The sequence below is a fragment of the Parageobacillus sp. NEAU-HV-2 genome, from assembly GCF_059115485.1.
The window spans coordinates 439248-463445 of sequence record NZ_JBXUJJ010000002.1 but is presented as its reverse complement, the minus strand read 5'-3'; the positions used below and the strand labels follow the sequence as shown (position 1 = coordinate 463445).

Annotated in this window: 30 protein-coding genes and 1 riboswitch; of the genes, 8 read left to right on the top strand and 22 right to left on the bottom strand. The window is 44.1% G+C overall.

The annotated features are described in order from the left end of the window. Nucleotides 1-92: 92 nt before the first annotated feature. A riboswitch (glycine riboswitch) is annotated at nucleotides 93-181 on the bottom strand. A 223-nt stretch (nucleotides 182-404) separates the two neighbouring features. After that, nucleotides 405-2072, top strand: coding sequence for a DEAD/DEAH box helicase (locus AC1WMD_RS05820; protein ID WP_409994221.1), 1668 nt, complete (start codon nucleotides 405-407; stop codon nucleotides 2070-2072). Further along, nucleotides 2059-2850: a YqhG family protein gene (locus AC1WMD_RS05815; RefSeq protein ID WP_043905461.1), complete on the top strand. Its 792-nt coding sequence runs from the start codon at nucleotides 2059-2061 to the stop codon at nucleotides 2848-2850. Before AC1WMD_RS05820 ends, AC1WMD_RS05815 begins: the two co-directional genes overlap by 14 nt. A gap of 42 nt (nucleotides 2851-2892) precedes the next feature. Here the strand turns inward: AC1WMD_RS05815 and AC1WMD_RS05810 are convergent, their stop codons facing one another. From AC1WMD_RS05810 to comGA, 8 genes are read right to left on the bottom strand one after another with little or no spacing between them, the layout of a single operon-like run. After that, on the bottom strand, nucleotides 2893-3072 hold the full coding sequence (locus AC1WMD_RS05810) for a YqzE family protein (protein WP_043905462.1): 180 nt from the start codon (nucleotides 3070-3072) through the stop codon (nucleotides 2893-2895). 49 nt (nucleotides 3073-3121) lie between these two features. After that, nucleotides 3122-3511: a competence type IV pilus minor pilin ComGG gene (comGG, locus tag AC1WMD_RS05805; RefSeq protein WP_043905463.1), complete on the bottom strand. Its 390-nt coding sequence runs from the start codon at nucleotides 3509-3511 to the stop codon at nucleotides 3122-3124. A 16-nt stretch (nucleotides 3512-3527) separates the two neighbouring features. Further along, entirely contained in the window at nucleotides 3528-3950 is a 423-nt protein-coding gene (gene comGF / locus AC1WMD_RS05800) for a competence type IV pilus minor pilin ComGF (RefSeq protein ID WP_494256260.1), read from the bottom strand. Next, nucleotides 3947-4270 carry a competence type IV pilus minor pilin ComGE gene (gene comGE, locus AC1WMD_RS05795; protein ID WP_043905465.1) on the bottom strand — a complete coding sequence of 108 codons (324 nt, stop codon included), beginning with the start codon at nucleotides 4268-4270 and terminating at the stop codon, nucleotides 3947-3949. The genes comGF and comGE overlap by 4 nt, the downstream gene beginning before the upstream one ends. Next, entirely contained in the window at nucleotides 4254-4691 is a 438-nt protein-coding gene (gene comGD / locus AC1WMD_RS05790) for a competence type IV pilus minor pilin ComGD (protein WP_088124188.1), read from the bottom strand. The genes comGE and comGD overlap by 17 nt, the downstream gene beginning before the upstream one ends. Beyond that, nucleotides 4681-4977: a competence type IV pilus major pilin ComGC gene (gene comGC, locus AC1WMD_RS05785; protein WP_088124189.1), complete on the bottom strand. Its 297-nt coding sequence runs from the start codon at nucleotides 4975-4977 to the stop codon at nucleotides 4681-4683. The genes comGD and comGC overlap by 11 nt, the downstream gene beginning before the upstream one ends. 12 nt (nucleotides 4978-4989) lie before the next feature. Further along, the gene (gene comGB / locus AC1WMD_RS05780; RefSeq protein WP_043905466.1) at nucleotides 4990-6021 is read right to left on the bottom strand and encodes a competence type IV pilus assembly protein ComGB; all 1032 of its coding nucleotides are present in this window, start codon (nucleotides 6019-6021) and stop codon (nucleotides 4990-4992) included. Next, nucleotides 6018-7082 (bottom strand): competence type IV pilus ATPase ComGA, encoded by a 1065-nt coding sequence (gene comGA, locus AC1WMD_RS05775; protein ID WP_494256258.1) that lies wholly within the window; start codon nucleotides 7080-7082, stop codon nucleotides 6018-6020. Before comGA ends, comGB begins: the two co-directional genes overlap by 4 nt. A gap of 203 nt (nucleotides 7083-7285) precedes the next feature. Here comGA and AC1WMD_RS05770 point away from each other — a divergent pair, with 203 nt between their 5' ends. Further along, nucleotides 7286-7984, top strand: coding sequence for a helix-turn-helix transcriptional regulator (locus AC1WMD_RS05770; RefSeq protein WP_043905468.1), 699 nt, complete (start codon nucleotides 7286-7288; stop codon nucleotides 7982-7984). Between the two features lie 253 nt (nucleotides 7985-8237). Continuing rightward, the gene (locus AC1WMD_RS05765; protein ID WP_043905469.1) at nucleotides 8238-8480 is read left to right on the top strand and encodes a DUF2626 domain-containing protein; all 243 of its coding nucleotides are present in this window, start codon (nucleotides 8238-8240) and stop codon (nucleotides 8478-8480) included. Nucleotides 8481-8527: 47 nt separating this feature from the next. Here AC1WMD_RS05765 and AC1WMD_RS05760 read toward each other — a convergent pair whose 3' ends face one another. Together AC1WMD_RS05760 and AC1WMD_RS05755 are read right to left on the bottom strand one after the other, a co-directional pair. Next, a complete protein-coding gene (locus tag AC1WMD_RS05760; RefSeq protein ID WP_494256256.1) occupies nucleotides 8528-9664 on the bottom strand; it encodes a class I SAM-dependent methyltransferase in 1137 nt (378 codons plus the stop codon). Nucleotides 9665-9882: 218 nt separating this feature from the next. Continuing rightward, on the bottom strand, nucleotides 9883-10512 hold the full coding sequence (locus tag AC1WMD_RS05755) for an MBL fold metallo-hydrolase (RefSeq protein ID WP_043905471.1): 630 nt from the start codon (nucleotides 10510-10512) through the stop codon (nucleotides 9883-9885). Nucleotides 10513-10943: 431 nt separating this feature from the next. Here AC1WMD_RS05755 and AC1WMD_RS05750 point away from each other — a divergent pair, with 431 nt between their 5' ends. Next, nucleotides 10944-11120, top strand: a complete 177-nt coding sequence (locus AC1WMD_RS05750) for a DUF2759 domain-containing protein (RefSeq protein WP_043905472.1) — start codon at nucleotides 10944-10946, stop codon at nucleotides 11118-11120. 47 nt (nucleotides 11121-11167) lie between these two features. Here AC1WMD_RS05750 and AC1WMD_RS05745 read toward each other — a convergent pair whose 3' ends face one another. The 3 genes from AC1WMD_RS05745 to AC1WMD_RS05735 all read right to left on the bottom strand — a co-directional run bounded on the left by AC1WMD_RS05745 (nucleotide 11168) and on the right by AC1WMD_RS05735 (nucleotide 13632). Further along, nucleotides 11168-12331 (bottom strand): M14 family metallopeptidase, encoded by a 1164-nt coding sequence (locus AC1WMD_RS05745; protein ID WP_494256255.1) that lies wholly within the window; start codon nucleotides 12329-12331, stop codon nucleotides 11168-11170. Nucleotides 12332-12454: 123 nt separating this feature from the next. Beyond that, on the bottom strand, nucleotides 12455-13411 hold the full coding sequence (locus AC1WMD_RS05740; protein WP_494256254.1) for an ROK family glucokinase: 957 nt from the start codon (nucleotides 13409-13411) through the stop codon (nucleotides 12455-12457). 8 nt (nucleotides 13412-13419) lie between these two features. Then, nucleotides 13420-13632, bottom strand: a complete 213-nt coding sequence (locus AC1WMD_RS05735) for a YqgQ family protein (RefSeq protein WP_494256253.1) — start codon at nucleotides 13630-13632, stop codon at nucleotides 13420-13422. Between the two features lie 161 nt (nucleotides 13633-13793). Between AC1WMD_RS05735 and AC1WMD_RS05730 the strand changes: the two genes are divergently transcribed. Beyond that, entirely contained in the window at nucleotides 13794-14666 is an 873-nt protein-coding gene (locus tag AC1WMD_RS05730) for a hypothetical protein (RefSeq protein WP_494256252.1), read from the top strand. Here the strand turns inward: AC1WMD_RS05730 and AC1WMD_RS05725 are convergent. The 6 genes from AC1WMD_RS05725 to rpmG form a co-directional block, all read right to left on the bottom strand. Beyond that, nucleotides 14663-15835, bottom strand: a complete 1173-nt coding sequence (locus tag AC1WMD_RS05725) for a rhomboid family intramembrane serine protease (protein WP_043905477.1) — start codon at nucleotides 15833-15835, stop codon at nucleotides 14663-14665. The genes AC1WMD_RS05730 and AC1WMD_RS05725 overlap by 4 nt on opposite strands. Then, entirely contained in the window at nucleotides 15832-16578 is a 747-nt protein-coding gene (locus AC1WMD_RS05720) for an HAD family hydrolase (RefSeq protein WP_043905478.1), read from the bottom strand. The genes AC1WMD_RS05725 and AC1WMD_RS05720 overlap by 4 nt, the downstream gene beginning before the upstream one ends. A gap of 10 nt (nucleotides 16579-16588) precedes the next feature. Further along, nucleotides 16589-16765 carry a protein YqgO gene (gene yqgO, locus AC1WMD_RS05715; protein WP_186003869.1) on the bottom strand — a complete coding sequence of 59 codons (177 nt, stop codon included), beginning with the start codon at nucleotides 16763-16765 and terminating at the stop codon, nucleotides 16589-16591. A gap of 148 nt (nucleotides 16766-16913) precedes the next feature. Then, nucleotides 16914-17687, bottom strand: coding sequence for a DUF92 domain-containing protein (locus AC1WMD_RS05710; protein ID WP_043905479.1), 774 nt, complete (start codon nucleotides 17685-17687; stop codon nucleotides 16914-16916). After that, entirely contained in the window at nucleotides 17680-18249 is a 570-nt protein-coding gene (locus tag AC1WMD_RS05705; protein ID WP_494256251.1) for a 5-formyltetrahydrofolate cyclo-ligase, read from the bottom strand. Before AC1WMD_RS05705 ends, AC1WMD_RS05710 begins: the two co-directional genes overlap by 8 nt. A gap of 66 nt (nucleotides 18250-18315) precedes the next feature. Continuing rightward, nucleotides 18316-18465 (bottom strand): 50S ribosomal protein L33, encoded by a 150-nt coding sequence (gene rpmG / locus AC1WMD_RS05700; protein WP_043905481.1) that lies wholly within the window; start codon nucleotides 18463-18465, stop codon nucleotides 18316-18318. Between the two features lie 165 nt (nucleotides 18466-18630). On the opposite strand from rpmG, the gene AC1WMD_RS05695 reads away from it, so the two are divergent. Both AC1WMD_RS05695 and AC1WMD_RS05690 read left to right on the top strand, forming a co-directional pair. Then, nucleotides 18631-18987, top strand: coding sequence for a hypothetical protein (locus AC1WMD_RS05695; RefSeq protein WP_043905482.1), 357 nt, complete (start codon nucleotides 18631-18633; stop codon nucleotides 18985-18987). After that, nucleotides 18984-19439, top strand: coding sequence for an MltG/YceG/YrrL family protein (locus AC1WMD_RS05690; protein ID WP_260676079.1), 456 nt, complete (start codon nucleotides 18984-18986; stop codon nucleotides 19437-19439). The genes AC1WMD_RS05695 and AC1WMD_RS05690 overlap by 4 nt, the downstream gene beginning before the upstream one ends. A 47-nt stretch (nucleotides 19440-19486) precedes the next feature. Here AC1WMD_RS05690 and pstB read toward each other — a convergent pair whose 3' ends face one another. The 3 genes from pstB to AC1WMD_RS05675 form a co-directional block, all read right to left on the bottom strand. Further along, on the bottom strand, nucleotides 19487-20302 hold the full coding sequence (pstB, locus tag AC1WMD_RS05685) for a phosphate ABC transporter ATP-binding protein PstB (protein WP_043906615.1): 816 nt from the start codon (nucleotides 20300-20302) through the stop codon (nucleotides 19487-19489). Between the two features lie 223 nt (nucleotides 20303-20525). Beyond that, nucleotides 20526-22673: a peptidoglycan D,D-transpeptidase FtsI family protein gene (locus tag AC1WMD_RS05680; protein ID WP_494256250.1), complete on the bottom strand. Its 2148-nt coding sequence runs from the start codon at nucleotides 22671-22673 to the stop codon at nucleotides 20526-20528. Nucleotides 22674-22767: 94 nt separating this feature from the next. Continuing rightward, on the bottom strand, nucleotides 22768-24054 hold the full coding sequence (locus tag AC1WMD_RS05675) for an MFS transporter (RefSeq protein ID WP_494256249.1): 1287 nt from the start codon (nucleotides 24052-24054) through the stop codon (nucleotides 22768-22770). Nucleotides 24055-24198: the final 144 nt, after the last annotated feature.

Genomic DNA, 24198 nt, shown 5'->3' with positions numbered 1-24198 from the left:
GAGTGGTGGGCTCTGTCCTGGTACCTGAAAGTTTCCCTATTGTAAGGTTTCCTCTTGGGTGGTTCACGGGTGGTGAACGCTCTCCAGAGCTGCGTCAAACAAGAGTCTTTTTGCCTGAGAGATTCGCGTTTTCGCTTGCTCCTTCGGCGCTACATCACGTAGTCTCTCCCCTTGTTCTCATCCGCCGCATATATAATTTTCAAGAAAATGGGCAAACTAATGAAGGTAAAAATCGAAAAATAACTTTTAACTTTCTAACTTTATACTACCATTAACAAACAGAGAAGGGCAATAGAAAAATAACGAACTTTTAAATATTAATAAATAATAAATGTTAGTAATTACTGAAATGTTTACAGTAACAAAAAAATAAATATTCGTAGCAAGGGAAGGAGATGAATGCGATGCTAGACATCGAAATGGATGAGTCGTGGAAGGAAGAATTTATCGAGCGGCTTGAAAAAGACGGTCCATGGGCGAGCTGGGAAATGTACCAGCTTGCATTGGAGGCAGCAATGCATTTAAGCGTGCCTGAATTTGACGGCCTGCAGGCGCCAAAGCATTTGCCACACTTAACACCGCTTCCACATCAGCTCGAAGTCGCAAGGCAGGTCGTCGAGAACATGAACGGAAAAGCGATCCTTGCTGATGAGGTCGGGCTTGGCAAAACGATTGAAGCCGGACTCATTTTAAAAGAATATATGATCCGCGGACTAGTAAAGAAGGTGCTCATTCTCGTTCCCGCCTCCCTCGTGTCGCAATGGGTGAAAGAACTGAATGAAAAGTTCTTTATTCCCGCCGTGCAGCAGAAAAAAAGCTATGTATGGGAACAATGCGATGTCGTCGTTTCCTCGATCGATACCGCTAAAAAAAGCCCGCACCGCGAAATCATTTACAAGCAGCAATATGACATGGTCATCATCGATGAGGCACATAAGCTGAAAAATAATAAAACTAAAAACTATGAATTCGTACAAAATTTAAAAAAGAAGTTTTGTTTATTGCTGACCGCCACCCCGATTCAAAACCGGATCGAGGAAATTTTCAACCTCGTTTCTTTGCTAAAGCCCGGTCATTTAGGGAATGCCGAATATTTTGCGAAAACGTACGGCAAAACACGCTCTCTAAAAACCAACGAACATTTAAAAGCGCTAGTCAATAAAGTGATGATCCGCAACCGCCGCGCCGATACCGGCATCGAATGGTCGAAGCGCCATGTAGAGCCGGTGCTTATCGAATTTACAAAAGAAGAACGCGAAATGTATGAGGCGGTGCAAGCATTAAAGCATGACGGGGAATTGCTGTTTGGCAGCCAATTTTCCCTTATCACGATGCTAAGGGAGGCGTGCAGCAGCCGTGAAGCTCTGTTTCTTACCGTCAAAAATATGATGGACAAATATGAAGGCAATGTCCCGGATTCGTTCCATAAACTGATGGAAAAAATTAATGCAGTCACCACCAATTCGAAAGCGGAGAAAGCGCTCGAGCTGATTCGCTCCATTAATGACAAAGTCATTATTTTTACCGAATACCGGGCGACCCAGCTGTATTTGCAATGGTTTTTAAAGCAGCACGGCATCACTTCCGTCCCGTTCCGCGGCGGCTTTAAACGCGGAAAAAAAGATTGGATGAAAGAACTCTTTAAGAACCATGCCCAAGTTTTTATCGCCACCGAAGCGGGCGGGGAAGGAATCAACTTGCAGTTTTGCCGCCATGTCATTAACTATGACCTGCCTTGGAACCCGATGCGGCTTGAACAGCGGATTGGCCGCGTCCATCGCCTCGGCCAGACAGACGACGTCTATATTTATAATTTCGCGGTTAAAAATACGGTCGAAGAGCATATTTTAACGCTCTTATATGAAAAAATCCGCCTGTTTGAACGGGTCATCGGCGAACTCGACGACATTTTAGCGAAAATGAATTTTGCCAACTTGGAGCGTTATTTGCAAGATGCGTTAATCCACTCTAGAAGCGAAGGCGAAATGAAAATCAAAATGGAAAACATCACAGCCATGATTGAATTAGCGGACCAGCTTGCCAAAGGAGGAGAGCATTATGCAGCAACATGAAATCCGACATTTTGTCGAGCGGTATTTCCGCGCCAATGAATGCGCGATTCTTGAAGCGAATGATGAATATATGACGGTGCAGCTGACCATCGAAATGGACAAAGAGTTAATGAACCGGCCGTTTTATTGGCATTATATCGAACGGACCGGCGGCACGCCGCAGCCGATGCAGCTGACGCTGATTACAAAACAAACGGAAAAAACAAAATCTTTGCAAGGAGAACGGCTGCATTTCGGCTCGCCGCGATTGCACCAAATTTTCCGCTCCGCGCAAAAGCGCGGCAGCTTCATCCGCCTTTATGAAGAGCCCGATGCTCTCCAGCACACGCACCTTCCGCTCCATCCTTGGCTTGGCTTAAACGTAAAAATTTCCTATCAATGCGATCGAAAAAAAGACCAAATTTTATCGCTCGGCTTGCACTTAATTAGCGGAACGATTATCGAGCAATTTCACGAGCTTCTGCAAAAACGGAAGCTCACACCGAAAATTCCTGATTACTGTTTTACGATTTCACCGCTCATCAAACCGAAAAGCGGAATCGGTCGTTTGGAGCAATATATTCGCAGCCGCATTGCCGCGGACGATCATACATGGGCGGAAAAAGCAAAAGAACGATGGATGGAAGATTTGGCGCTTCTCGACCACTTTTATGAAGGAGTAGAAGAGAAGCCGGAATGTTATTATATCGAAAAAGAAGCGCTGGAACAGCAGTACAAACCACGCATTATCGTTTCCGTTATTAACGGCGGGATGTTTTATTTGCTTCCCCGCTCTTGATCATTATATAAAAAGGAGCGCCTCTCTATTGAGAGCGCTCCTTTAAGAATGGCGCCGAAACAAAAGGCGAAGGGAAAGGGGAAGCATTCCGAACCAGCGATAAGCCAGCGGCGGTTTTTCTTGTTTTCGCTGCATTCGTCTCTTTTTTCGCTCTTCCTTCGGCAAATCCATATAAGCGACCAATTGCTGGGTGACAAACTTTACATAATCGTTTGCCGCCATCAATGCCACCCCCTTTTTTATTATCCTTTCCATTGCTGTCATTTTTTAATCATGGCACGTCATTCTCCGTCCACTCGATAATATCGAGTGACGGAAACGATACGAGAAAAGTGGCGCTATAGCGGATGCCGCCGCTGGAATAGGCGGAAATCGTCGCTTGGATTGTGGTTTCATCTATCTTCTTCCACTGATAATCCGCTTTTCCAATCGGATACAAAAATGTCCCTTCCTTTTCTTGCTGTAAAGGGGAAGACGCCATCTGTTTTTTGACGTCAAAAACAGCCATCTGCATAATGGACTCCACTTCAAAAGATTGTTGCTCGTACTTCATCGTTTCCATTTCCACCTCATACAGCGCGAGAACGTGACCAAGCATAAGAAGAAGGAAAAACGAGACCACGACTGTGAGCGGAAAAATGACACCGCTTTGCTTGCGCATGCGCACCGCCACCTTGCTAAAAAAGTCGGGAAAGAAACGCCTCATACGTTTTTCCGTCCGTTGCCGTGACATGAAGAAAAATTCCGTTATTTGTCGTGGTATAGGCAACACTCTTAACATACTGCAATGCCGTTTCATTACCGGTGCCGTTTACTTGCCGGCGGATCGTCGATTGGTATAAATCAAAACTGACTTGCTCCCCGGTAAACTTTTCTAAATATAACGCCGTCCCGCTGTTTTCCCATCGTTTTGATTCGTTCAGCTCCTTTTCGAGTTGCTGCAGGAAAATCTGCCACTCCGTACGGTGAAATCCGTTCACATTGTCATAGGTGAATAAACGCGCATCAAAAAACAGCGGCAGCAGCGAGGTAACTAGTAAAACGACAGACAAGACGACAAGCATTTCTAAAAACGTAAAGCCTTTTACGGCATTGTTCATCGCTTCCCATATCCACACCTTTCTAAACTGCGTCCGGCGAAATCGTTCCAACTCACACATACTTTCCACATATCATTTTCTTCATAGTACGAACGAAGGACAAACGTCGTCCTTCCATCTGCTACCGTTGCTTCCGGCTTCATATCTTCTTCATGAAGGGCGACAGACAACAATTGCTGCGCCTTTGCTTTTAGCGCTATATTTTGCCGTTCGATTGCGATTTGCGTAAACAACGGCAGCAATGCTGTTGTTACAACAAGCAGCAGCGCGAGGGCAAACACCGCTTCCACTAACGTAAATCCGCTACATTTTTTGCACATAAAACCTCCCTTTTCCGAGCAAAAATATAATTTTATAGGCGCTGTCTTTTCTTTTTAATACAAGCGCTCCCGCTTTATTCACATTTCCGTTTTCCAAAAAGAGAAGCGGCATCGTCAGCGTCGTCAGCTGGAACTTCCATGGATTCGGAAGCGTGCGGATGAAAAGCGTTTTCCCGTTTTTCATTTCTGTCATCCGATATTCGGGGCGGCTTTCCGAAAATGTCACGGCCACCCGCGTTTTATAGGTCATCGCATATTGCTGGGCGTACAATAAATCATCACGCAACTGTGTAATGATATACGTTTCTGTTTTCTGCCGCGCCAAGTTGCTTAAAGAAGGGAGAGAAACCGCCATCAACACGGTGATGGCGGATAAAACGAGAAGCATTTCGGTAAAGGTAAATCCGCGATCACGTTCCACTTTCGCTTACTTCCCCGTTGCTATTAATTTGAATGGAATGGCCGTTCGGACATTTATCAGACTTAATATACTTTTCATCGATCAGGTCCTGTACAGTAGGAATTTTGTTATTCTCCATCTCATACGCTTTGACTTGTGCTTGGACGGTATTGACAAACGCCGCACATCCCTTGGTGTTAATCATCCCGTTATGTTTTGTTATATTTGGAATGACAATTAGCAATAAGACAGAAATAACCATTAATACGATTAACATTTCGATTAATGTAAAACCCTTTTCATTCACTGTCCTTCCCTCCTATAAATGATTCATCATAGAAAACATCGGCAGCAAAATCGCCAAATACATGCAAATGACAAGCAAACCGACAGAAGACAGAAGCAGCGGCTGAATGAATTTCAATAACGCTTCAAGTCGCTCCTCGAACGTCTGAAACAATATTTCGCTATAATGATTTAACTCTTTGCCCAATTCCCCATTAGACTGGCCATGACGGATCACGAGCGCCAGCTCTTGTTCGTAATAGTTGCAAGCAGCGATAGTGCTATCTAGCGGAAGTCCTTTCGCCAGCTCGTCTTTGATCCTTCTTCCTTCCGCCTGTAAAAACGGCAGCGATTCTTGTCGTTCAAAAACTTGGAGCGCCTCATATATCGACATTCCTCCCTGTAGTAAATGGCCGAGCTGCAGCGCAAGCAGATGGGTGACATAAAGCTTGACAAAAGATCGAAGAAGCGGGATTTTCATCACAACGTTGATCTTGGTGGTCACCGTCCATTTTCGAAACGAGCCGATATAAAAAAGAAAACAAACGATACATAAAACAAAAACAACAGCAAACATATTAGGGACAATAGAAACGATGTGCATAAAAACGGTGGATGCCAAAGATGGCGAAGAGGATAGAGTGGAAGAAACTTGAGCAAACCGCGGCAGCAGCAGATGCCCAACGGCAGCCAACATCAATACCATAAAAAACAGCAACATTAGCGGGTAGCTGCTCGTTTTGCGTAGCTTTTGCATATATTCCGCTTTCTGCATTAGCATTTTTCCCGCTTCGATAATGCCGCGCGGTAAATCCCCGCGCTGCTCTGCGAAAAACAAATAGCCGATTGCTTCGTGATGAAAAGAAAGCGAAGCAACAGATTGGTAAAAAGGTAGTCCCGAACGAAGTCGGGAAAGGCATTGCTGCAAATGATGGCGTCGGGAAAGCGGCTCTTGAATTTCTAAAAATTCGAGTGCTTGTGACAGCGAATACCCTCTTTCTAACAGGCTTCCTAGCCGCACTAAAAACGTTCCTTGCTGATGTAGCGGCCATTTTCGTTTCTTCATTTTTCCCCTCCCTTAACGACCGCGAGAGTGTGCGCCGGCAAAAACCCAAGCGCCACTCCTTTGCGAATGATATTTTCCAACGTATAGTAGCGGCATAGTTGGTTTCCTGTTTGCACGGATTGAATAGCATCCGACAGTGCATTTCCATACAGCAGTTCATGCACAGCGACGCGGCGCACTTTTCGATATTGGCGGCAAACGGGCAAGCAATGTTCGCCGCAAAACGGACAGAGTAAATCGACAAGCCGCTGTGCTGCTACTGCGAGCAATGTTTGTTCAACATCAGCGAGCGGGATGCCGAATTCGCGCAAACGGTAAATCGCGCCAACCGCGTTGTTCGTATGCATCGTCGAGACAATCAAATGCCCTGTCATGGCCGAGCGCACCGCAATTTTTGCCGTTTCGGCATCGCGGATTTCGCCGACCATAATGACGTCCGGGTCATGGCGCAAAGCAGCCTTTAAGCCAGCGGCATACGTAATTCCCGCTTTTTCGTTAATCTGCACTTGCAGTAAATTGTCAATCCGCTTTTCGACCGGATCTTCCAAAGTGATGACATTGCGATGCCACCTTTCTTGGCAAATCCGCAGCAGCGTATATAAAGTTGTCGTTTTTCCTGATCCGGTCGGCCCGGTGAAAATGATTAATCCTTGCGGTTGTTGAAACAGGGAAAGTAATATGTTAGTGGAGTGGGCAAACAGAGAAATTTGTGACTGCGGCAGGAAAAAACTTTGTGGAAGAAGCCGGATGACGAGGCTTTCGTCGTAGAGTGTCGGCAATGTGGAAAGACGCAAATAAATGATTTCCCCTCGCTGGTTTATCTCCATTGCTCCGCTTTGCGGCCGGCGGCGTTCGCCAATATCCATGCCTGCTAAAAATTTAAAGTGGGTAATCAGCCGCTCACATGTTTCTTTTGTCAGCGCTGCTTTTTCCATCAGCATTCCATCTAAGCGAAAACGTACTACCGCATCGTTCTTCCGCGGAACGATATGAATATCCGAGACGCGAAACAACCCCGCTTCCATGAGAAGACAGTCCGCCAAAAATTCGATCTCATTCATTCGTTCATACCATTCCCCCTTTCATCAAACTAATTGTATATTTCGACTTGCTTTCTCCTATTTCCTGCATTAAAAATAAAAAAATTTTATGAACATTTTATGAACTTTTTACGATATTTATGTTGACAGTGATAAATATCATTCCTTGCCGAAAACCAATTTATTATAATGGTCATAGGAATTATTATTTAGGAGGAACCATTATGGAACAAACATTAAAAATTACAAACGTATTGGCGGATCCGACACGCTATCATATTTACGAGTATATCACCAAAAAACATAAGGAAGTATCTGTTCAAGAAATTGCCGATGCATTTAACATCCACCCGAATGTCGCCCGTCTTCATTTAACAAAGCTGGAAGATGTCCGTATGATTGTTTCCGAAACGCAAAAAACTGGAAAAGGTGGACGGCCAAGCCGCCTTTACCGTCTATCGGATGAAGTCATTCAGCTGCATTTTCCGTTTCGTGATTATCAGCTCCTTGCCAAAATCGCGATCCAAGCGATGATGAAGCTTGGTGATGTGGGCAAACAGGCGCTTTACGAAACAGGAAAAAGCTTTGGCAAAGAACTTGTCGCCCAGCGCATCCCACATGATCAATCCCCACAGCAGTTAACGTTTGCCGAAAAAGCAGCCATCGTGAAAGAAGCAGCAGAAACGGCAGGATTTTACCCGACGTTTGAATATAACGAAGAAGAAGGAAAAATATATTTGCAAATTTTTAACTGTCCGTTTAAAGAAATCGCCTTTCAGACGCCGGAAACCGTTTGCCAAATGCACCGCGCCTTTTTGCAAGGAATGTTTGAAGTGCTTTTCCCAAACACAGAACTAGTAGAAGTGGAAAGCATGACAAACGGCTGCGATTATTGCTCGTACCGGGCAAGTTTGGCACAATAAAACAAAGGCACCGCTTTTCTGTCAGCATTGGCAGAAAAGCGCTTTTATGTTTCACAAATGGAGCTTGAGGTTTCACCTTTTACGGAGAATCATAATGCTTTTTGACTGCCGGAGGCAAGCCTGCGTCTTGCCGTTGCGACAACACAACGGCACAATATGGGGATAGATATGGAAAGCGTTATTTACATTCGCTATTATTGTACATTATAATAAGTAAAGGTGGGGACTTGCACATAAAAAGGAGGGATACATAATGGATCGTATGTTCCGCGTCTTAGCGTTTTGGACGGGAATTTTCGCAGTCATGTTTTATCTTGGGCATATGCACACAACATCGCTCATTTTCTTTGGTCAAACCGTATTTTTCCTCTTAGTTGGTTATTTAAAATTAACGGAAAGAATGTACATTTATATTTTCGGGGCATACTTAACCATTTTCTTCGCCGCCTTTACGTATTGGACAACATTTATGATGGTCCCAGGAATGGGAGAATGAAAAACGAGCAGGAGGCTGTTTCTCCTGCTCATTTTCTTTGCCTTCCATTAGGAAAAAAGCAAAAACTCTCGCTGCGCCCATATATCATCCCAGCAAAGCTGCATACCTTTTTGTTGGATCATCACATGAAAGGCGCTGCTCATTCCCTCGTCCATGATCAAAGAGCGAAGCGCCCGGTTTTGTCTGTTTTTAGAGGAAAACGGATTTACATCGTCGTGTGCCACTAAATACTCCAATATTCCAGCCGCAAGCAAAAAGCGGTCCTGCCTGACGAGCGCAACATCCTCCCATCCCGCCTGCTCCCCGTACATTCGCAGCGCGTCCCACTGAACATGCGCTGTTATATCCATCTCTCCAGGATACATAAGCGGATCGGTGATGAGATGGTGGCGATAATATCCGCGCAAGCTTCCCTGCTGCCTTGCTGGCCATCGTAACTCCTCGTCAGTATAGCCGTAATCAATCGTTATCATTACACAATTCTGAAAAAACGAAGCGGTTTGCAAAAGAAACTGTTTCATCTCAAGCGGTACTTCTAAACGCTGTCCGTCCGCTAAATAAAGCTGCCGCTCATGTAAATATTGAAAAATATCTTCATTATCTAACGGGTATTTTTCCTCGATCAGCTTGCCATCGTTCGCGGTGACAAAACATTCATATATTTTTCCATTTTCCTTTGTGATGACGTGCACCGGAAAAGCATCAAAAAATTCGTTGCTAAAGACGATTCCCGTAAACGAAGGTATATGCTGCTTTAGTTCCTTTATATCTTTATACTGTATCACTTTTTCTGCAGCATCGCCAAGCGTTTGCATCTGCTGTGCCCGCTGGTAAGGACTTGTTTCGACAATAATATAAGATAGTTGCTTGTATGTGTGCGGACTTTTTCGCTTCCATTCCTCTAACACCGCGCGCGCAAATTTGCCGTCCCCGCCTCCGAACTCGCAAATATGCGGCAACACACCGCCTTTTTCTACTAACCGGAGAAAAAAGGAAGCAAACAGCTTGCCAAATACGTCGGAAACATAGCTGTTCGTAAAAAAGTCTCCATCTTTTCCAATTTTCGTTCTTTCGCTCATATAATAGCCAAACTGTTCGTTATATAAAGCCAACCTCATATAGTCGGCATACGAGATGCGCCTAAGCGGCGACGATTGGATCGCTTCATAAACCGCCTTTGCCATATCTATTTCCTTTCCTGTTTTTTGCTTTTTACTATTGACATAGTAAAAATACTGTTATATTGTTATAGTAGTAGCTTAACTATATCCCCTCCCATTATATGGATAGAACATCCCCCAAAAACCCTTCTTGATCGAAGAAGGGTTTTTTGTTTGCAAAAAAGCAAACGTGTCATTTGCCAACCGAGGCCGGCACGTTTGCTTTTTTGCATTCATTCCTTTTAAAATCCATGCAAAAACGGATTTGCATCCATTTCTGCACCGATTGTCGTTTCACGTCCATGTCCGGATAATACGACTGTTTCCTCCGGCAATGTAAGCAGCTTATCATGAATGCTGCGCAATAGCTGTTCATAGTTTCCACCTGGCAAATCAGTGCGTCCAATGCTGCCGGCAAAAAGTACATCTCCGGAAAACACCGCTTCAACCTCTTTACAATAGTAAGAAATGCTGCCCGGCGAATGGCCTGGTGTTTCCAACAAATCAAAGGCAAACGCTCCGATTTGCAACGTTTGTTCTCCTATTATGCACGTCGGCTCATGGCGGACGATGACTTGGCCGCCGAAATACGCCGATCCGTTTAAAGCAGGATCGGTTAACCACTCTTTTTCTTTCTCATGGATATAAATAGGCAGTTCCCATCGTGCTCTCACTTCATGGATGCCGCCGATATGGTCGAAATGAGCATGGGTCAATAAAATCGCCAGCGGAGTGAGCTGCTGTTTTTCAATATGCTGAACAATTCTATCTCCCTCCGCGCCCGGATCGAAGATGACACAAGTGCCATCCGTATGGGATAGGATGTAGGCGTTGGCCTGAATCGGTCCGACCGGAATGCGCTCCCACTTCATTGATTATTCCTCCTCCATTGTTGGCACTATAAACCAAGTTTGTTTCTCATATGCCGGCAAAAACGTCACTATCTCCTAGACGTATGTTCCAAACCGCTATATCCACTAATTACTACTTATTTTATCGCAACATGACCAAGTTTGTCATTTCGCTTATTTCTGCAAAACCATTCTAGGCAAGAACAGAATAAATAGAAGAAAATAGGGCACAATGATGATAAATACACGAACACTTCCGTCTCTTTTCCTGTCCTAAAAAGCATAATAACCAAACATCATGGAACCGCCTTAAAAAAATTGCTGATGCATATCGTATGATGATTCACATTTTTGACCTCGACAAATAAATAAAAAAAGATTACAATGAAAAAGAGTTGGTCGGTTTCTTACATAATTTCACCATACCGATTATTTTACAAGGGGGTAAGACAATGGGAACAGTCATTATTTTTGCATTAGTAGCGCTGTTGGCGCTTTACGGAATTGTGCGCTCCTTGCGCGAGAAAAATATACTTGCATTTCTTTTCGGACTTGGTGCCTTCGCCGTATTCGGCTGGTTTACGGTTATGACCGTATTGCATCATGGTTTTCCAACAGGCACGCATTAAAACGCAAGAGGCCTTCCCAAAGCCTCTTGCGTTTTTATTTTTTTCCTTTACGCCATGTACAACGCCGCCAGGAAAATGCCGAGACTATCTTCATAAATCTCGGTAAATTGTTCAATTGGCAGCGGGTTTACTCCTTCTCCTAGTTCCACCGTGTATCCTCTTCGTTTCCATGTTTGAATAAACCAGTCGCGATATCCGGCATGGCTATCAATATACCGTATGGCTTGATAGCCGCTTGCTTTGGCAAATTCATTCACGGTTTTTTCCGCTTCCGGCGGTTCTAGTCCTTCGTACCCCCAATATATTTCTTTTCCTTGTGTGTGAAAAGCTAAAATCATGGCAAAATCACTTTCCTCGGTTAACGCGGCCATCGCTTTTGTTTCCGGTTCTGTGAGCGGCGCGAACCCTGGAAAATCGCGGGGTGCCGGCGCTTTTGGAACTTTGCGGGCCTGCTCCACCTCCCATTTGGCCGGAAATTGATTATTTAAATCAATGCCGCGGATGTTTGCCTTCCACTGTGAAAAATCATAAGACCCTCCGTTCATACGGATCACTTCGCTCCGATACGGCTCTTGTTCCGGCGGACCGTGCAAAACAAGATTGACTCCATCGGGATTGACCATCGGCACAACGGAAAGCGTCACCTTGTTATAATAGTCTAGCATTCGATGGCCGCGCAGCGTTTGCTCGTTTGTCACCGCCAGCAAATAGTCGTTTAAAAACGTCATAATCACCGCGGTCGTAATCCATTCGTTGGCATGAAAGGATCCATTAAAATGGATGCGGATCGGCCCGCGGCCAATCTGCAGCTCGATTAATGGCAAGCCGAGCACGCTATATCCAATCGTTCTTGTTCGTACAAACGGATAATAGCGGCAAAGTGTCTTGATATCCTGCTGCAGCGTGGAAAAATCGTACGCTTTTTGCCCCTGAACCACGCGGGAAACAATCCGTTTGGGCAGTTGCACCGCCCCGCTTGTGATTTCCCTCGTGCCTTTCATGCGTTGTAATGCCATTTCGTGTACGGAAAAAAAGCCCGCCAGCTCTTCCCATGATTGGACCGTATCATATCCCGGAATGCAAATAACCTCTCCCTGCTTCAAATGTCCGTTTTTAATATGCGGGTTTGCGTCCGCCAATAACTCGCAAGGAACAGAAAACCATTCGCTGTACATGGTCAGCGTATCGCCCAAGGAAGCATATATATTCAAACGCCGTCTCTCCTTCCTCCTATTCTACCTTCAACATATGAGACGGGACGGCGGAAAATGAAAAATAAAAAACGGTTCATCGAAGGGTTGATCGTTCGATGAACCGTTTTAATAGGCACACTTTTATACCGGCAATGTTGTTTTAGCCAGCCATGCGCCGCCGATGACTCCCGCATCATTGCCAAGCGTCGCCAGTACAATCGTTGCGCCTTCAGCAACGCGCGGAAACGCAAAGCGGCGAAAATAGGTGGTGATACGTTCTACTAATATACTCCCTGCCTTCGAAACCCCGCCGCCAATGACAATTTTCTTCGGATTGGAGACATTGGCGGCATTCGCTAACGCCAAGCCAAGATAAAACGTTACTTCTTCAACAATTTCGAGCGCCAATGCATCTTCTGCTTTCGCGGCATCAAACACCGCTTTCGCCGTTACGGCATCAGGGCGAAGCATCGTCGGCCGATCCGATGCTGCTAATTTTTCTTTCGCGATCCTTACAATTCCCGTGGCCGAAGCGATTGTTTCCAAACAGCCGCTTTTTCCACAATTGCACGGTCCCCCTCCGCTCGGAATCATCGTCATATGACCGATTTCGCCGCCGGCCCCGTTGACGCCATGCACAATTTGGCCGTTGGCAATCACTCCGCCCCCGACACCAGTACCAAGCGTAATGCAAATCAAATCACGTGCACCACTGCCCGCCCCCTTCCACATTTCGCCAAGGGCGGCGATATTCGCATCATTATCTACCGCGACAGGAAGTGACGTTTCCCGCTCTAACTCTTCTTTCAACGGATAATTTTTCCAGCCTAAGTTCACTGCTTCATAAAGCATTCCCGTTTCCATATGGACAGGTCCCGGCGCGCCGATGCCAATCGCTAAAAGCCGGTCTTTGTTTTCCCCTAAATGATGCAATGTTTCTTGTAGCGACCGGGAAATATGTTTGACAATGTTTTTTCCTTGATTCGAAAGATCGGTATCAATTTCCCATTTATGTACAATATCTCCATCTGTCGTTACAAACGCCATTTTCGTCGTTGTGCCGCCTAAATCAATACCAACAAGCCATTTTTCTGCCATCGTTCACTTCATTCCCTTTTCATTCGTCTTTCTCTTTCGATCTGCGCCTCATGCCGTAATATAAAAAGTGCCATTTGAAAATCTTTCACGTCAATAAGCTGCGACTGGTATAGCTCTTTTAACTCTTCTTCCATCAACTCTAAGTCGGCTAGACGGTCTCCAATATAGACGATCGTCCCAAACCGTTTTAAAAGCTGCTGCACATCATAAACCGTTTTCATTATTTCACCTACACCTCTTTTTCCCAATATAAATGTATCGGCAAATCTCTCTGTTCGTCAAGCACAAACATTCATCTTTCACAACCACAAACAAATTCATACATAAATTCCTGCTTCCATGCATATATTGGTGACAACCTTGTCCATCATGGGAGGTTTCTATGAGAAAATGGATCATTCCAATAATGACGATGATAGTAGCGCTTTTATGCATTATCCCGTTATTTTCCCTTTATTTCCACAACTCAACAAAAGAAACGATTATCTTTTTCCCTATCCATCCGCAAGCAACATTTAAGGAGGCAAAAACAACGTTACAGCTGCAGCCGCAAAAACGGAAGGGAAAATATTCACTGCTTTGGTCAACGTCCTCTTCCTTAGATAGAACCGCCTATTTACGCCAGGATATTTCTTTGCTTTTTGCGGATGGCCGTCTTATCGACCGTCTTTCTAAATGGGAGAGTAATAGGAAAACGTTAACACAGCGAAAGAAAGTAACAACCAAAGATAGCCGCTTTTTTCAAACGATTTCGTTTCACTATGGTGAACTCCATGAAGGAAATGCCATTACGAGCAGCCAGACGATGACAAGCGATTATTTATATGTCATCGATTCGCCGTACCACCCGCTCACGTCGTTTCGCCGAGCGACAACAGAAGAGGAGAAAGAGTGGCAACGAATATTAAACAAAACAACAAACGGATATCTTCAGCATAAAGCCCAATCGCTTTTATCACACTTCTCTATTCAAGCGCAGCAATATTATTCATTATATTTACCTGACTTAATTATGTATAATGAACAGCCGCTGCCAGACCTTTCGATGAAAAAAACACAAGAAATCATCGGGAAACTTTGGGAAGGAATGTACAAATCTTATTTCCTCGGCATAAAAAAAGAGGATGGTTCCATCCTCTCGCCAATCGGCAGCACCGTACCGCTTATTTTAATAAGCAAAGACTATTCCCACTTAATTGTACTGATCGAGACGGAAAACGGGGAGAAATTTCAGCTAATCCAAAAAATAACCTAAAGGCGGAATCCGATCAATAAGCCTAAAGCAACAATACTTACCGTGACAAATAAGGAACGAGCTTGCCGCTTCCATGCAACATGATTGGGCAAATGAACGATACCGGCGGCAAGAAATCCGCCAATTAACCCGCCAATATGGCCGGCATTATCAATTCCGGGAACAACGATTCCAAATAACAGATTGATAATAATCAGGCTGATAATATTCGTCCCGATCGTTTGAAAAAAAAGATGTCGATATACCGTCCCAAAGTAAAGCAAGGCTCCAAATAAGCCAAAAATGGCGCCAGATGCCCCTGCGGAAAGGGACGACGTGAACAAAAAGCTGCCAAGTGTCCCAAAAAAACCGGCAATCATATAGATACAGAAAAAACGCCACGATCCGTAAAGACGTTCCACCATCATGCCTAAATAGTAAAGCGCGAACGTATTCATCAGTAAATGCAAAAACCCGATGTGCAAAAAAATCGGTGTAAAAAAGCGCCACCATTCCCCTTCCCAAATAAGGGGATTAAATTTTGCTCCATATCGAATCAACACTTCAGGATTCGTGCTGCCGCCGCTCCATTCCATCAACAGAAACACCGCCACCTGCAAAACGATAAAAATATAGGTAAAAACAGGCTTTCCGTATTCAAACAGTCGCCTTTCCCGCTCCTGTTGTTCTCTCACTTCCTGGAAAATCCGATGTTTCAGCCGCTCCGCCTCGAAAAATGGATCGCTGCCATCGTCGATAGAAAGATCAATAGGCGTTTTTATCGTTTCTGTTAACTGTTGCAGCGAGCGATCGATATTCCCCGAATGGATCAAAAACGTCTGGAATACGCCGTTCTGCCGCTGCGGAAGCGGAAGCGGCTTTGCGATCAGAAATTCCCAATCATCAACAGGGGGATAGGTGGAAATATAAATATTCACCACTTGGTCCATCTTTCCTATTTTCCGCTTTGGCATTTGCCCGACAATACGCCAAGCATATTCCATATCCCTTTTCAACTGTTGCCCCCAATCGATATCATCACGCACGATACGGACGAGCGAAACATGCCGCTTCTCCAGTGACTCCAACCATATTTCATTCACGCGATGGGATAATTGGACAATCCGGTAACGCTGTTTTATAAAAAAATAAACGAGCTGCCAAAATAGCCATTCCATTTTCCCGTTCAACGTCTCCTCCCCCTTTTCTCTATAACATCAAGCTCCCCGAGCAATGTGGAAGCTAACTCTCCCACACTATGGCAGGTAACGACAGATGGCGACAGAACGGTGAAAGCAGGTTGCCTCTGCTGAAAATAAATCGCCTGCCATCCGGCATGAAGCGCCCCCATGACATCCAGCTCCCAAGAATCACCAATATATACCGGCTGTTTCCCAGCGGCCAGTCGACGTTGAGCGCAACGGAAAATCGCCGCATCGGGTTTTTCACAACCAACCTCCTCAGAAATAATCACCGCGTCGTCGGGAAAAAAGCGCCCCAAACCGGCGTAAACAATTTTCTCACGCTGAACGGCACTTTCTCCATTGGTTATAATACCAAGCGGAAGCGAAAGGCTTTGCAACCGTTCGAGCAATGAAATGATGCCTGGCAGCGCTATCGCAAAACGGCCGACTATCTCGTCAAAATAGGCGTGAAACTCATCTGCTGCTTTTTCGCTTACCTTTATATGGAAATAGCGCATCGCCTCAAGAAAGCGAAGCCGACGATACTCCTTTCTTGTCAAGCGCCCTCCCGCATAATCCGGCCAATAGCGGTCACAATACCATTTAAATATACGAAACCAGGACGAAAAAGAAACAGCTTTGTTTGGAAAAAACGTTATAAAACAATGGTAAATGGCAGCGCGGAATGTCCGCTCATAATCAATAAGCGTATCGTCAAGATCAAACCAAATAACATCCCACTGTTTCATTGTACCACACTTAACGTAATATCTGGGAAATCATTGCATTGCGAACAAACGGAACATTCATAGCAGAGCGGACAAGCCCTTTTTGCAAAAACCGGATGCGTAATAAAACATTCAATATTCGGTAGCGATAGCGATATACCACTATACCAGCAATAATGGCTAATATAGAATAAACAAGTTTATTCATCCTTCCATCTCCCTCTATTATACGAATTCCTCTTTATTCTTTTTCCCATTCATTGATAAATTATGAAATAGCAGCAACAGCAAAAAAAGAAAAAACGGGCCAAAAATGGGCCGTTTTTAGCGAAAAATGTTCATATGGACGCCCCGTTTCAGAAAATGGATAAAACGGCATAAACCAACGCCGAACAGGCAATAGACAAAACATTCACCACATCATTGTTGATAAAATGACACCCTTTGATATGCACCGTTTTCTGTCCGCAATGTTCCTTCCGTTCCGTTTGCATCCCGCATATCGGACAACGATACACCGCTTGCCAGACTGCGCCAAACCATGTATCAAACAAGCTGCCAAGCCAACCGAAAAAGGCGATCGTCATAACGGAAATGTTTTCCCATTGAACAGCGCCTGCAGCAGCGATAAAAGCAGCCCCGAAAAAGGCGGCAGCCGTGCCAAGCAGCGTCACCGCTCCGGATGTCCCCGCTTCTACTTTTTTAAAATTTGTCAATAATCTTGGCGACTGTTTGCTTAAACTACCGATTTCCGACGCCCATGTATCCGCATTGGCAGTGGCGATAGAAATGATAAACAAAGAAAGCCATAGCGGCGATGGATGCAAAAGCGAAAGCAAACTGATAACGGCGGGAACTCCTCCATTGGCAAACACTTGTATATAGTCACGGCACTCTCCTTTTTCTACTTTTTCCGCCAACTTCTGTTTTTTCTTTTTGCCGATTTTGCTCCACACGCTGGAACTAAGGAAAAATATTCCAAGAAGTATTAGTCCTTTCCATGAAAATCCCATTCCAACGACCGCGCCAACAATGATGGTCGCGATCGCTCCGGAAAGAGAAAGCGAACGAACAAACCACCCTCCGATCGCCGCAACAGCGGAAGCGGCGATATATAGCCATTCACTCATTACATTGTATAACCCCTTCGTTTGTAATAATCATTTGCACAGGAACGTCATGCTCCTCTATAGGGAGAGAGTCGACAACTTGAAAGGAATAAGCTAACGAAACCGTTAGCGCGGATACGTGTTGCAAATAGCGATCATAATATCCCCCACCATATCCAATGCGATAACCGTTCTTAGAAAAGCATATTCCCGGAACGATGATGATATCCATATCGCTTTTATTTACTTCGCTCGTCACTGTTTCGATTGGCTCGAGCAGACCGAAATATACCGATTCTAGCTGGGAAAACGATGTGATTTGCCGAAATGCCATCGACTTTGTCGTCGGATCGCATTTTGGTACGCTTACCGTTTTTCCTTCGCTCCAAGCCTGTTTAATAATAGGGATTGTATCTATTTCTTTTCCTTTCGAAATAGTAATGGCAATGGTATCCGCATTTTTCCACTGCGGCAGTTCATATAGCTTTTCTGCGATTTGTTTATCATATGTTTGTTTTTCTTCATCGGTTAATTGCTGCAACTTTGCTTGCATCCACTTGCGGATTTGTTTTTTTTCCTCCATTTTTCTTTTCCTCCCTCAAGGCTACCATAAAAAGATAAAAAGCAGCAGGAACTTATTTCCTACTGCTTACTTCGTTTCGCGATGAGCTACCGCCTTTTTGCATCTTGGGCAATATTTTTTTAATTCAAGGCGGTCAGGATTATTGCGTTTATTTTTGGACGTAATATAGTTACGTTCACCGCATTCTGTGCAAGCCAATGTAATGTTTACGCGCATGTATCTTCCCTCCAAACTACTGTAGTTGAACTTATTATAATCAGACCTTTCTATGATAGCATTTTTTTATAGCGATTTCCACATCTAAATTTCATCTTTTTCGCTTGATCAATGAAGTATTTCTTGAATAAACGAGCTATGGTATAGTGAAATGGGGTGATAATGATGATCGAATATGTGATGCTCGCTTTGGCCGTCCTATCTATTTTTCTCTTTATTGTTTCTTTTTTTGGCAAAGATGAAATAAACCGTCTTGAAGAACAAATCGACCATCTCACCATTTCGCTGGCGCAGGAAACCTATCAAATCAAAAAACGGCTGCAAGTGTTGGAAGAAGAATTGCTTATTCCGCATGAGAATGGATCGAACGCCATGGCTATCCGCCATGATGGGCTGCTTTCTTCTTCCCAAAAGCGCGTGTTGTTCCTTTACAAACAAGGACTCTCTCATGAACAAATCGCCCGCGAAACCGCCCTTACGACAGAAGAAGTGCGCATGATTTTAAGGGGACTGGCACGATGATGAAAAAGCAAACGATTCGCGCCATCGCTCTTGGAATGCTATTTGCCACTTCGGTTATCGGCGCCGCTTACTACATGGAATTCGGCACGTTAACAACTGCAAAACTCCATGACGCACTGAAAAAAGAAGGGCTGATCGCGATAAGTGTATCAGAATATAAAAAGTTAAAAGAAGCAGCTAAACAGGATAGTCCTCCTTCTGTTTCAAACAATCAACCTTCAGCCAAAACTGTATATGTTTACTTTCTTACGATTCAAAAAGGTGAAGTGCCAAACGACTTCGCGCAAAAGTTAAAGGATGCTCATATTATTCCCGATGCTAACGCATTTGTAACCTATTTAGAAACACATGGGCTGACCCGCTACGTTCGTGCCGGTACTTACAAAGTACATAGCGGCATGAGTTATGAAGAAATAGGAAATCTGATCACTAACCACCAACAAATCCGATAAAAATGGGGTTATTCCCTAAAACAAGGGAATAACCCCATTTTCGATTTTTAGCCAAATCGTCCGGTAATATAATCTTCTGTTCGTTTATCTCTTGGATTGGAAAACAATTGGCGCGTATCTCCAAACTCAATTACTTCCCCGTTTAGGAAAAATGCAGTTTTATCCGAAATACGTGCTGCTTGCTGCATATTATGAGTAACGATAATAATACTATAATGTTCCTTCAGCTGTTGCATCAGCTCTTCAATTTTCGCTGTTGACACTGGGTCCAATGCGGAAGTAGGCTCATCCATCAAAATAACATCCGGTTCGACCGCTAAACAGCGAGCGATGCATAGCCGTTGCTGCTGTCCTCCTGAAAGCATATGTGCATGCTCATGGAGACGATCTTTTACTTCATCCCAAAGTGCTGCGGCACGTAAACTTTTCTCGACAATGTCGTCTAATGTACTTTTATTTCGTACCCCATGAATGCGCGGACCGTAAGCAACATTATCATAAATGGATTTCGGAAACGGGTTCGGTTTTTGGAAAACCATTCCGACACTCGTCCGCAATTCTTCTACGTGGTAAGAAGGGTCAAAAATATTGCGACCGCGATAACTGACTTCTCCAGTAATGCGGACATTTGGCGATAATTCAATCATTCGGTTTAACGTTTTAATGTAAGTGGATTTGCCGCAACCAGATGGACCGATAATCGCTGTAATTTCGTTTTCATAAAAAGATAAGTTAATATTTTTTAAAGCGTGGTGCTCTCCGTACCATACGTTTAGTTGGTTTGTGTGGTATACCGTTTCCTTTTTCGCCGTTTCTCTTAATGTATTCATATGAGGTCGTTCCATTACCAATGTTACACCCATAAATGTCTCCCCTTTTATTTTGCTATAAAAAGGTAAAAAACGCCTTTGATTCGCTATCGCTTTCACAAAAAACGTTTCTATCACTCACTTAACTTCACTAAGCCTCCTAAATCAAGGATACACCGGAACTATTAACGATATTTTAATTAAATGTTAAGATTTTGTTAAAGGGAATTTAAAAAAAGAAGGCACCGCATACAAAAGTGCCTTCTTTTCCTGCTGTTTAATGGCTGTTACTCATTTCTTCCGTGTTTGTCCCTGGGTTTCCGTTTGCAGCATTGTTTGCAGTATTGCCTTTTGCTCTCTCTGCCATCAGCTCAAAATACGCATCTAAAATTCGTCTGCCGATTCTATTGTTAATGCCGTCGCTCTCTCCTTGCGTTGCCCAAGGAACGACAACAGAAAACGCCACTTCCGGATCATTATACGGAGCATATCCGATTAATGTCAAATTATATGTTGGATCATTTCGTCTGCTTTGGATCGGTCCGTCATAAAAGGCTTCCGCCGTTCCCGTTTTGCCAGCCGGCTTATATGGCGCATTAGCGAAATACACATACGCAGTTCCTTTCGGCATCTGCATCACCCGGCGGAATCCTTCCTGCACCCGTTTAATATACTCCGTCTTCATATCGATTCGGTTTAATACAACCGGTTCAAAGCGTTGGACAATCGGCCCCAATTCCTTTGCACTATCCGTCGGCTTGCGAATCTCTTTGACAATTTGCGGCTTCATCCGATAGCCGCCGTTGGCAATCGTTGATACATATTGCGCCATTTGCAGCGGGGTATACATATCGTATTGGCCAATAGAAAGGTCTAGCAATTTCCCGGCTCCCGTTTCTTTTCCCTTAAAACCGCTGAGCTCGTTTGGCAAATCAATTCCTGTCTTTACTCCGAGCCCGAATTGGCTAAAATACTTGCGAATGGTCGTGAACGCTTCCGGATTAACGCTTAATGACCGGTGTGGGCGATACTTCCCGCCGCCGATGGCGATCGCCGTTTTAAACATATATACGTTCGAGGAGCGCTGCAGCGCGGTCAACTCATTGATAGTCCCCATCGTCTGCCACGATTTTTTAACGGGCGTGTCTTTGATATATAATGGTTCATCACGGATGTAAGTATTCGGATGCAATACTCCTGTTTGAAAGCCCGTCAGCACCGTCGCACCTTTTACTGCCGATCCCATGGCATATGCTGAGGTGATGTTGCCAATAGCAAAATCAACAAATTGTGTTTTTCCATTTTCACCTTTTGTGAGCAGTTTTCCAGCCATGGATAAAACTTCTCCCGTTTTCGGGTTCATCATCACCACAAACGCCCGGTCAAGCAGCGGAGATCTTCCCTTCCGCTTTGTTGCCATGATTTCTTCTTCGATGATTTGTTCCACCTGCTTCTGAAGTTCGATGTCGATCGTCAGTACAAGATCCTTCCCGCGCTCTCCGTTATATATTTGCTCTACCGAAGTCACATTGCCGGACTTGTCCACGACATTTTTGATTTTTGCCTTTTTGCCGTGCAATACATCCTCAAATTGCGCTTCAAGGTAGCTTTTCCCAACGCGATCATTCCGGCTGTAGTCACGGGCCAAAAAATAGTCAAGCCGTTCACGCGGAATTCCTTCATCATCTTTCGTCACATTGCCGAGTACGGAACGGAACGTGTTGTCATACACATAATGCCGTTTCCAATCAACCGTGGTATTTACTCCTGGAAGCTCCTCAAGATGTTCGCTGACAACGGCGTACTCTTCATCTGTTACGCCATCATTTTTCACCGTTTGCGGTGTCAGCGCATAGCCGCTGTCCATTGCATGTTTAATCGCGATAATTTTCAATTCTTTTTTCGAAATTTTAGCCAAATCAGCTGGCGTAATGCGCTTTAATGTCAGCTCATATATTTTTTTGTCGATTTCCTTCTGCGATAGCCCTTGCTTCTCGAGTTTTTTCCGCTCTTCTTTGCTTACTTTTTTTTCTGCTTTGTCTTTTCGTGTTAAAATCCAATAGTCTTTCATATCGCGTTCGGTCACTTTATCCATCATCGGTTTATCGACAACGATATATTGCTCCAGTTTCTGCGCCACTTTCAACGTATCTTCCGGCGTCGTTGTCTTCGAACGCGTATAGGTAATCGCTTTTCTCGGGATATTATCTACAATCACCTGATGAAAGCGATCATAAATTTTTCCACGCGGCACCGGCGTGCTGACAATTTCATCTTTCGTCCGCTCGACTTCCTTCCGGTAGTCTTCGCCATAAACAATCTGTACGACACCAAGCCGTAAAATAAGTGCCGAAAACAGCAAAAACACAACAAAAAAAAGAATATTTAACCGAAACGGCACTTGCGCCCGTTTTTTCTTCTTCAACCTGCTTCCTCCTTTTCCTCGCCCATTTCTTTTTATTATTGTAAAAGAAAAAGGACAACTTTTCTAGAAAAAAACATGGCAAAGAGGGGGCTGCCTATGCCGGGGAGCCCCCTTCTTCATTGGTGAACTTTGGCTGTAGAAACGACTGTCTTGCTTTATCCGCTTCATGGTCGTCCAAATGAATGCGGCGGATAAAAAAGTAAATGATGAAATGCCCCGCTCCAAGTATTAACATTAAAATCGGAATTCCCGTTTTTTCCTCAAAAAAGGTGACCGCCGCTAAAAACGAAAGAATGGATACAATCCGACCACCGTTTAAAAACAATTCACGGACGACAATATACTCAATCCGCATTTCCGCTGATTTCCAGCTTCTCCCTATTACATCAAACGTTAACGACGAATACGGAACGAGCAACAACGGATAAGCAATGGCGATCGTGATCGCATACAAAATCAAGCGCGGATAAGAAACGTGAAAAACGATAAGAAAAACGGCGCCATATAGCAATAAACCGCCGCATAAAATTGCTTTTTTCCGATATTTCCGTTTCATCAGCCGGGAAACAACGTAATAAGCAATGAATGAAGTTAGTGAGTTCACAAATCCAAATTTCCCTAAAGCCAACTCGCTTTTCGAAGTAATATACACTAATACGGAAATGACAAAGACAAACGTTCCTTCACGCAATCCTTGAAAAAAATGTGCGTTCGTAATTAATCTCCAATTTTGATTATAACTCCGCTCTTTTAAAATGCGAAGAAACAAATAGTTTCCATCTGCCGGACGCCGGTGTAGAAAAAAGCTTAAAATGACGGCAATGATAAACAGGACGAGGGAAATAGAAAAGATCAACGTATATCCGCGCGCATTGGCGAAAGAAGAAATAATATAGCCGGCAGCGATTGGTCCAATCATTCCGGCCATCGAAGTAAGGATCCCGAAAAACCCGTTAAAAAAATCACGAGTTTCCGGTTCGGTAATTTCAAATGTTAATACGTTAAAAGCAAGCCAATAAAACCCATAACCGATACCTAAAAGTGCACCTAGAAGGATCAAGTAGTTATGGGCATGACTGCCGACAAGCAATACCATAATAAAAAAAATCGCCAAAAACGATACACCTAACCGCAATACAATAATGCGGTCTACTTTTTTGGCCAATTTCCCAGCGAAAATAAACGTCAGCGGCTGCAAGGTCACAACAGATAAGTTATATAACGCTAAATCACGAAACGCTCCCGATTGTTTCCATAAATACACATTGACAAACGTATTGGAAAGCGAAACACTCAACGCATAAAATCCGCCGATGCATAGCAACAACACTAAATCCCGCGTAATTTGTTCTTGACCAGTAATTTTTTTGATAATTGCCATGGTAAACTCCCCTTTTTCATCTAAAGGGTAGTGTTGCAATTTTTCGTTGTTCTATGCATCGGGACGGAAAAAATCACTGATCCTTTGCAAAAACAAAAAAAGACTGGGCTAAAAGAGAAGGAAGCTTTTAGCCCAGTCTGTGTG

Bases quoted from the DNA above. Each gene is read 5' to 3' on its own strand.
- AC1WMD_RS05820 (WP_409994221.1), top strand. From the start codon at position 405: ATGCTAGACATCGAAATGGATGAGTCGTGGAAGGAAGAATTTATCGAG.
- AC1WMD_RS05815 (WP_043905461.1), top strand. From the start codon at position 2,059: ATGCAGCAACATGAAATCCGACATTTTGTCGAGCGGTATTTCCGCGCC.
- AC1WMD_RS05810 (WP_043905462.1), bottom strand. From the start codon at position 3,072: ATGGCGGCAAACGATTATGTAAAGTTTGTCACCCAGCAATTGGTCGCT.
- comGG (WP_043905463.1), bottom strand. From the start codon at position 3,511: ATGCGCAAGCAAAGCGGTGTCATTTTTCCGCTCACAGTCGTGGTCTCG.
- comGF (WP_494256260.1), bottom strand. From the start codon at position 3,950: ATGAACAATGCCGTAAAAGGCTTTACGTTTTTAGAAATGCTTGTCGTC.
- comGE (WP_043905465.1), bottom strand. From the start codon at position 4,270: ATGTGCAAAAAATGTAGCGGATTTACGTTAGTGGAAGCGGTGTTTGCC.
- comGB (WP_043905466.1), bottom strand. From the start codon at position 6,021: ATGAAGAAACGAAAATGGCCGCTACATCAGCAAGGAACGTTTTTAGTG.
- comGA (WP_494256258.1), bottom strand. From the start codon at position 7,082: ATGAATGAGATCGAATTTTTGGCGGACTGTCTTCTCATGGAAGCGGGG.
- AC1WMD_RS05770 (WP_043905468.1), top strand. From the start codon at position 7,286: ATGGAACAAACATTAAAAATTACAAACGTATTGGCGGATCCGACACGC.
- AC1WMD_RS05765 (WP_043905469.1), top strand. From the start codon at position 8,238: ATGGATCGTATGTTCCGCGTCTTAGCGTTTTGGACGGGAATTTTCGCA.
- AC1WMD_RS05760 (WP_494256256.1), bottom strand. From the start codon at position 9,664: ATGGCAAAGGCGGTTTATGAAGCGATCCAATCGTCGCCGCTTAGGCGC.
- AC1WMD_RS05755 (WP_043905471.1), bottom strand. From the start codon at position 10,512: ATGAAGTGGGAGCGCATTCCGGTCGGACCGATTCAGGCCAACGCCTAC.
- AC1WMD_RS05750 (WP_043905472.1), top strand. From the start codon at position 10,944: ATGGGAACAGTCATTATTTTTGCATTAGTAGCGCTGTTGGCGCTTTAC.
- AC1WMD_RS05740 (WP_494256254.1), bottom strand. From the start codon at position 13,411: ATGGCAGAAAAATGGCTTGTTGGTATTGATTTAGGCGGCACAACGACG.
- AC1WMD_RS05735 (WP_494256253.1), bottom strand. From the start codon at position 13,632: ATGAAAACGGTTTATGATGTGCAGCAGCTTTTAAAACGGTTTGGGACG.
- AC1WMD_RS05730 (WP_494256252.1), top strand. From the start codon at position 13,794: ATGAGAAAATGGATCATTCCAATAATGACGATGATAGTAGCGCTTTTA.
- AC1WMD_RS05720 (WP_043905478.1), bottom strand. From the start codon at position 16,578: ATGAAACAGTGGGATGTTATTTGGTTTGATCTTGACGATACGCTTATT.
- yqgO (WP_186003869.1), bottom strand. From the start codon at position 16,765: ATGAATAAACTTGTTTATTCTATATTAGCCATTATTGCTGGTATAGTG.
- AC1WMD_RS05710 (WP_043905479.1), bottom strand. From the start codon at position 17,687: ATGAGTGAATGGCTATATATCGCCGCTTCCGCTGTTGCGGCGATCGGA.
- AC1WMD_RS05705 (WP_494256251.1), bottom strand. From the start codon at position 18,249: ATGGAGGAAAAAAAACAAATCCGCAAGTGGATGCAAGCAAAGTTGCAG.
- rpmG (WP_043905481.1), bottom strand. From the start codon at position 18,465: ATGCGCGTAAACATTACATTGGCTTGCACAGAATGCGGTGAACGTAAC.
- AC1WMD_RS05695 (WP_043905482.1), top strand. From the start codon at position 18,631: ATGATCGAATATGTGATGCTCGCTTTGGCCGTCCTATCTATTTTTCTC.
- AC1WMD_RS05690 (WP_260676079.1), top strand. From the start codon at position 18,984: ATGATGAAAAAGCAAACGATTCGCGCCATCGCTCTTGGAATGCTATTT.
- pstB (WP_043906615.1), bottom strand. From the start codon at position 20,302: ATGGGTGTAACATTGGTAATGGAACGACCTCATATGAATACATTAAGA.
- AC1WMD_RS05675 (WP_494256249.1), bottom strand. From the start codon at position 24,054: ATGGCAATTATCAAAAAAATTACTGGTCAAGAACAAATTACGCGGGAT.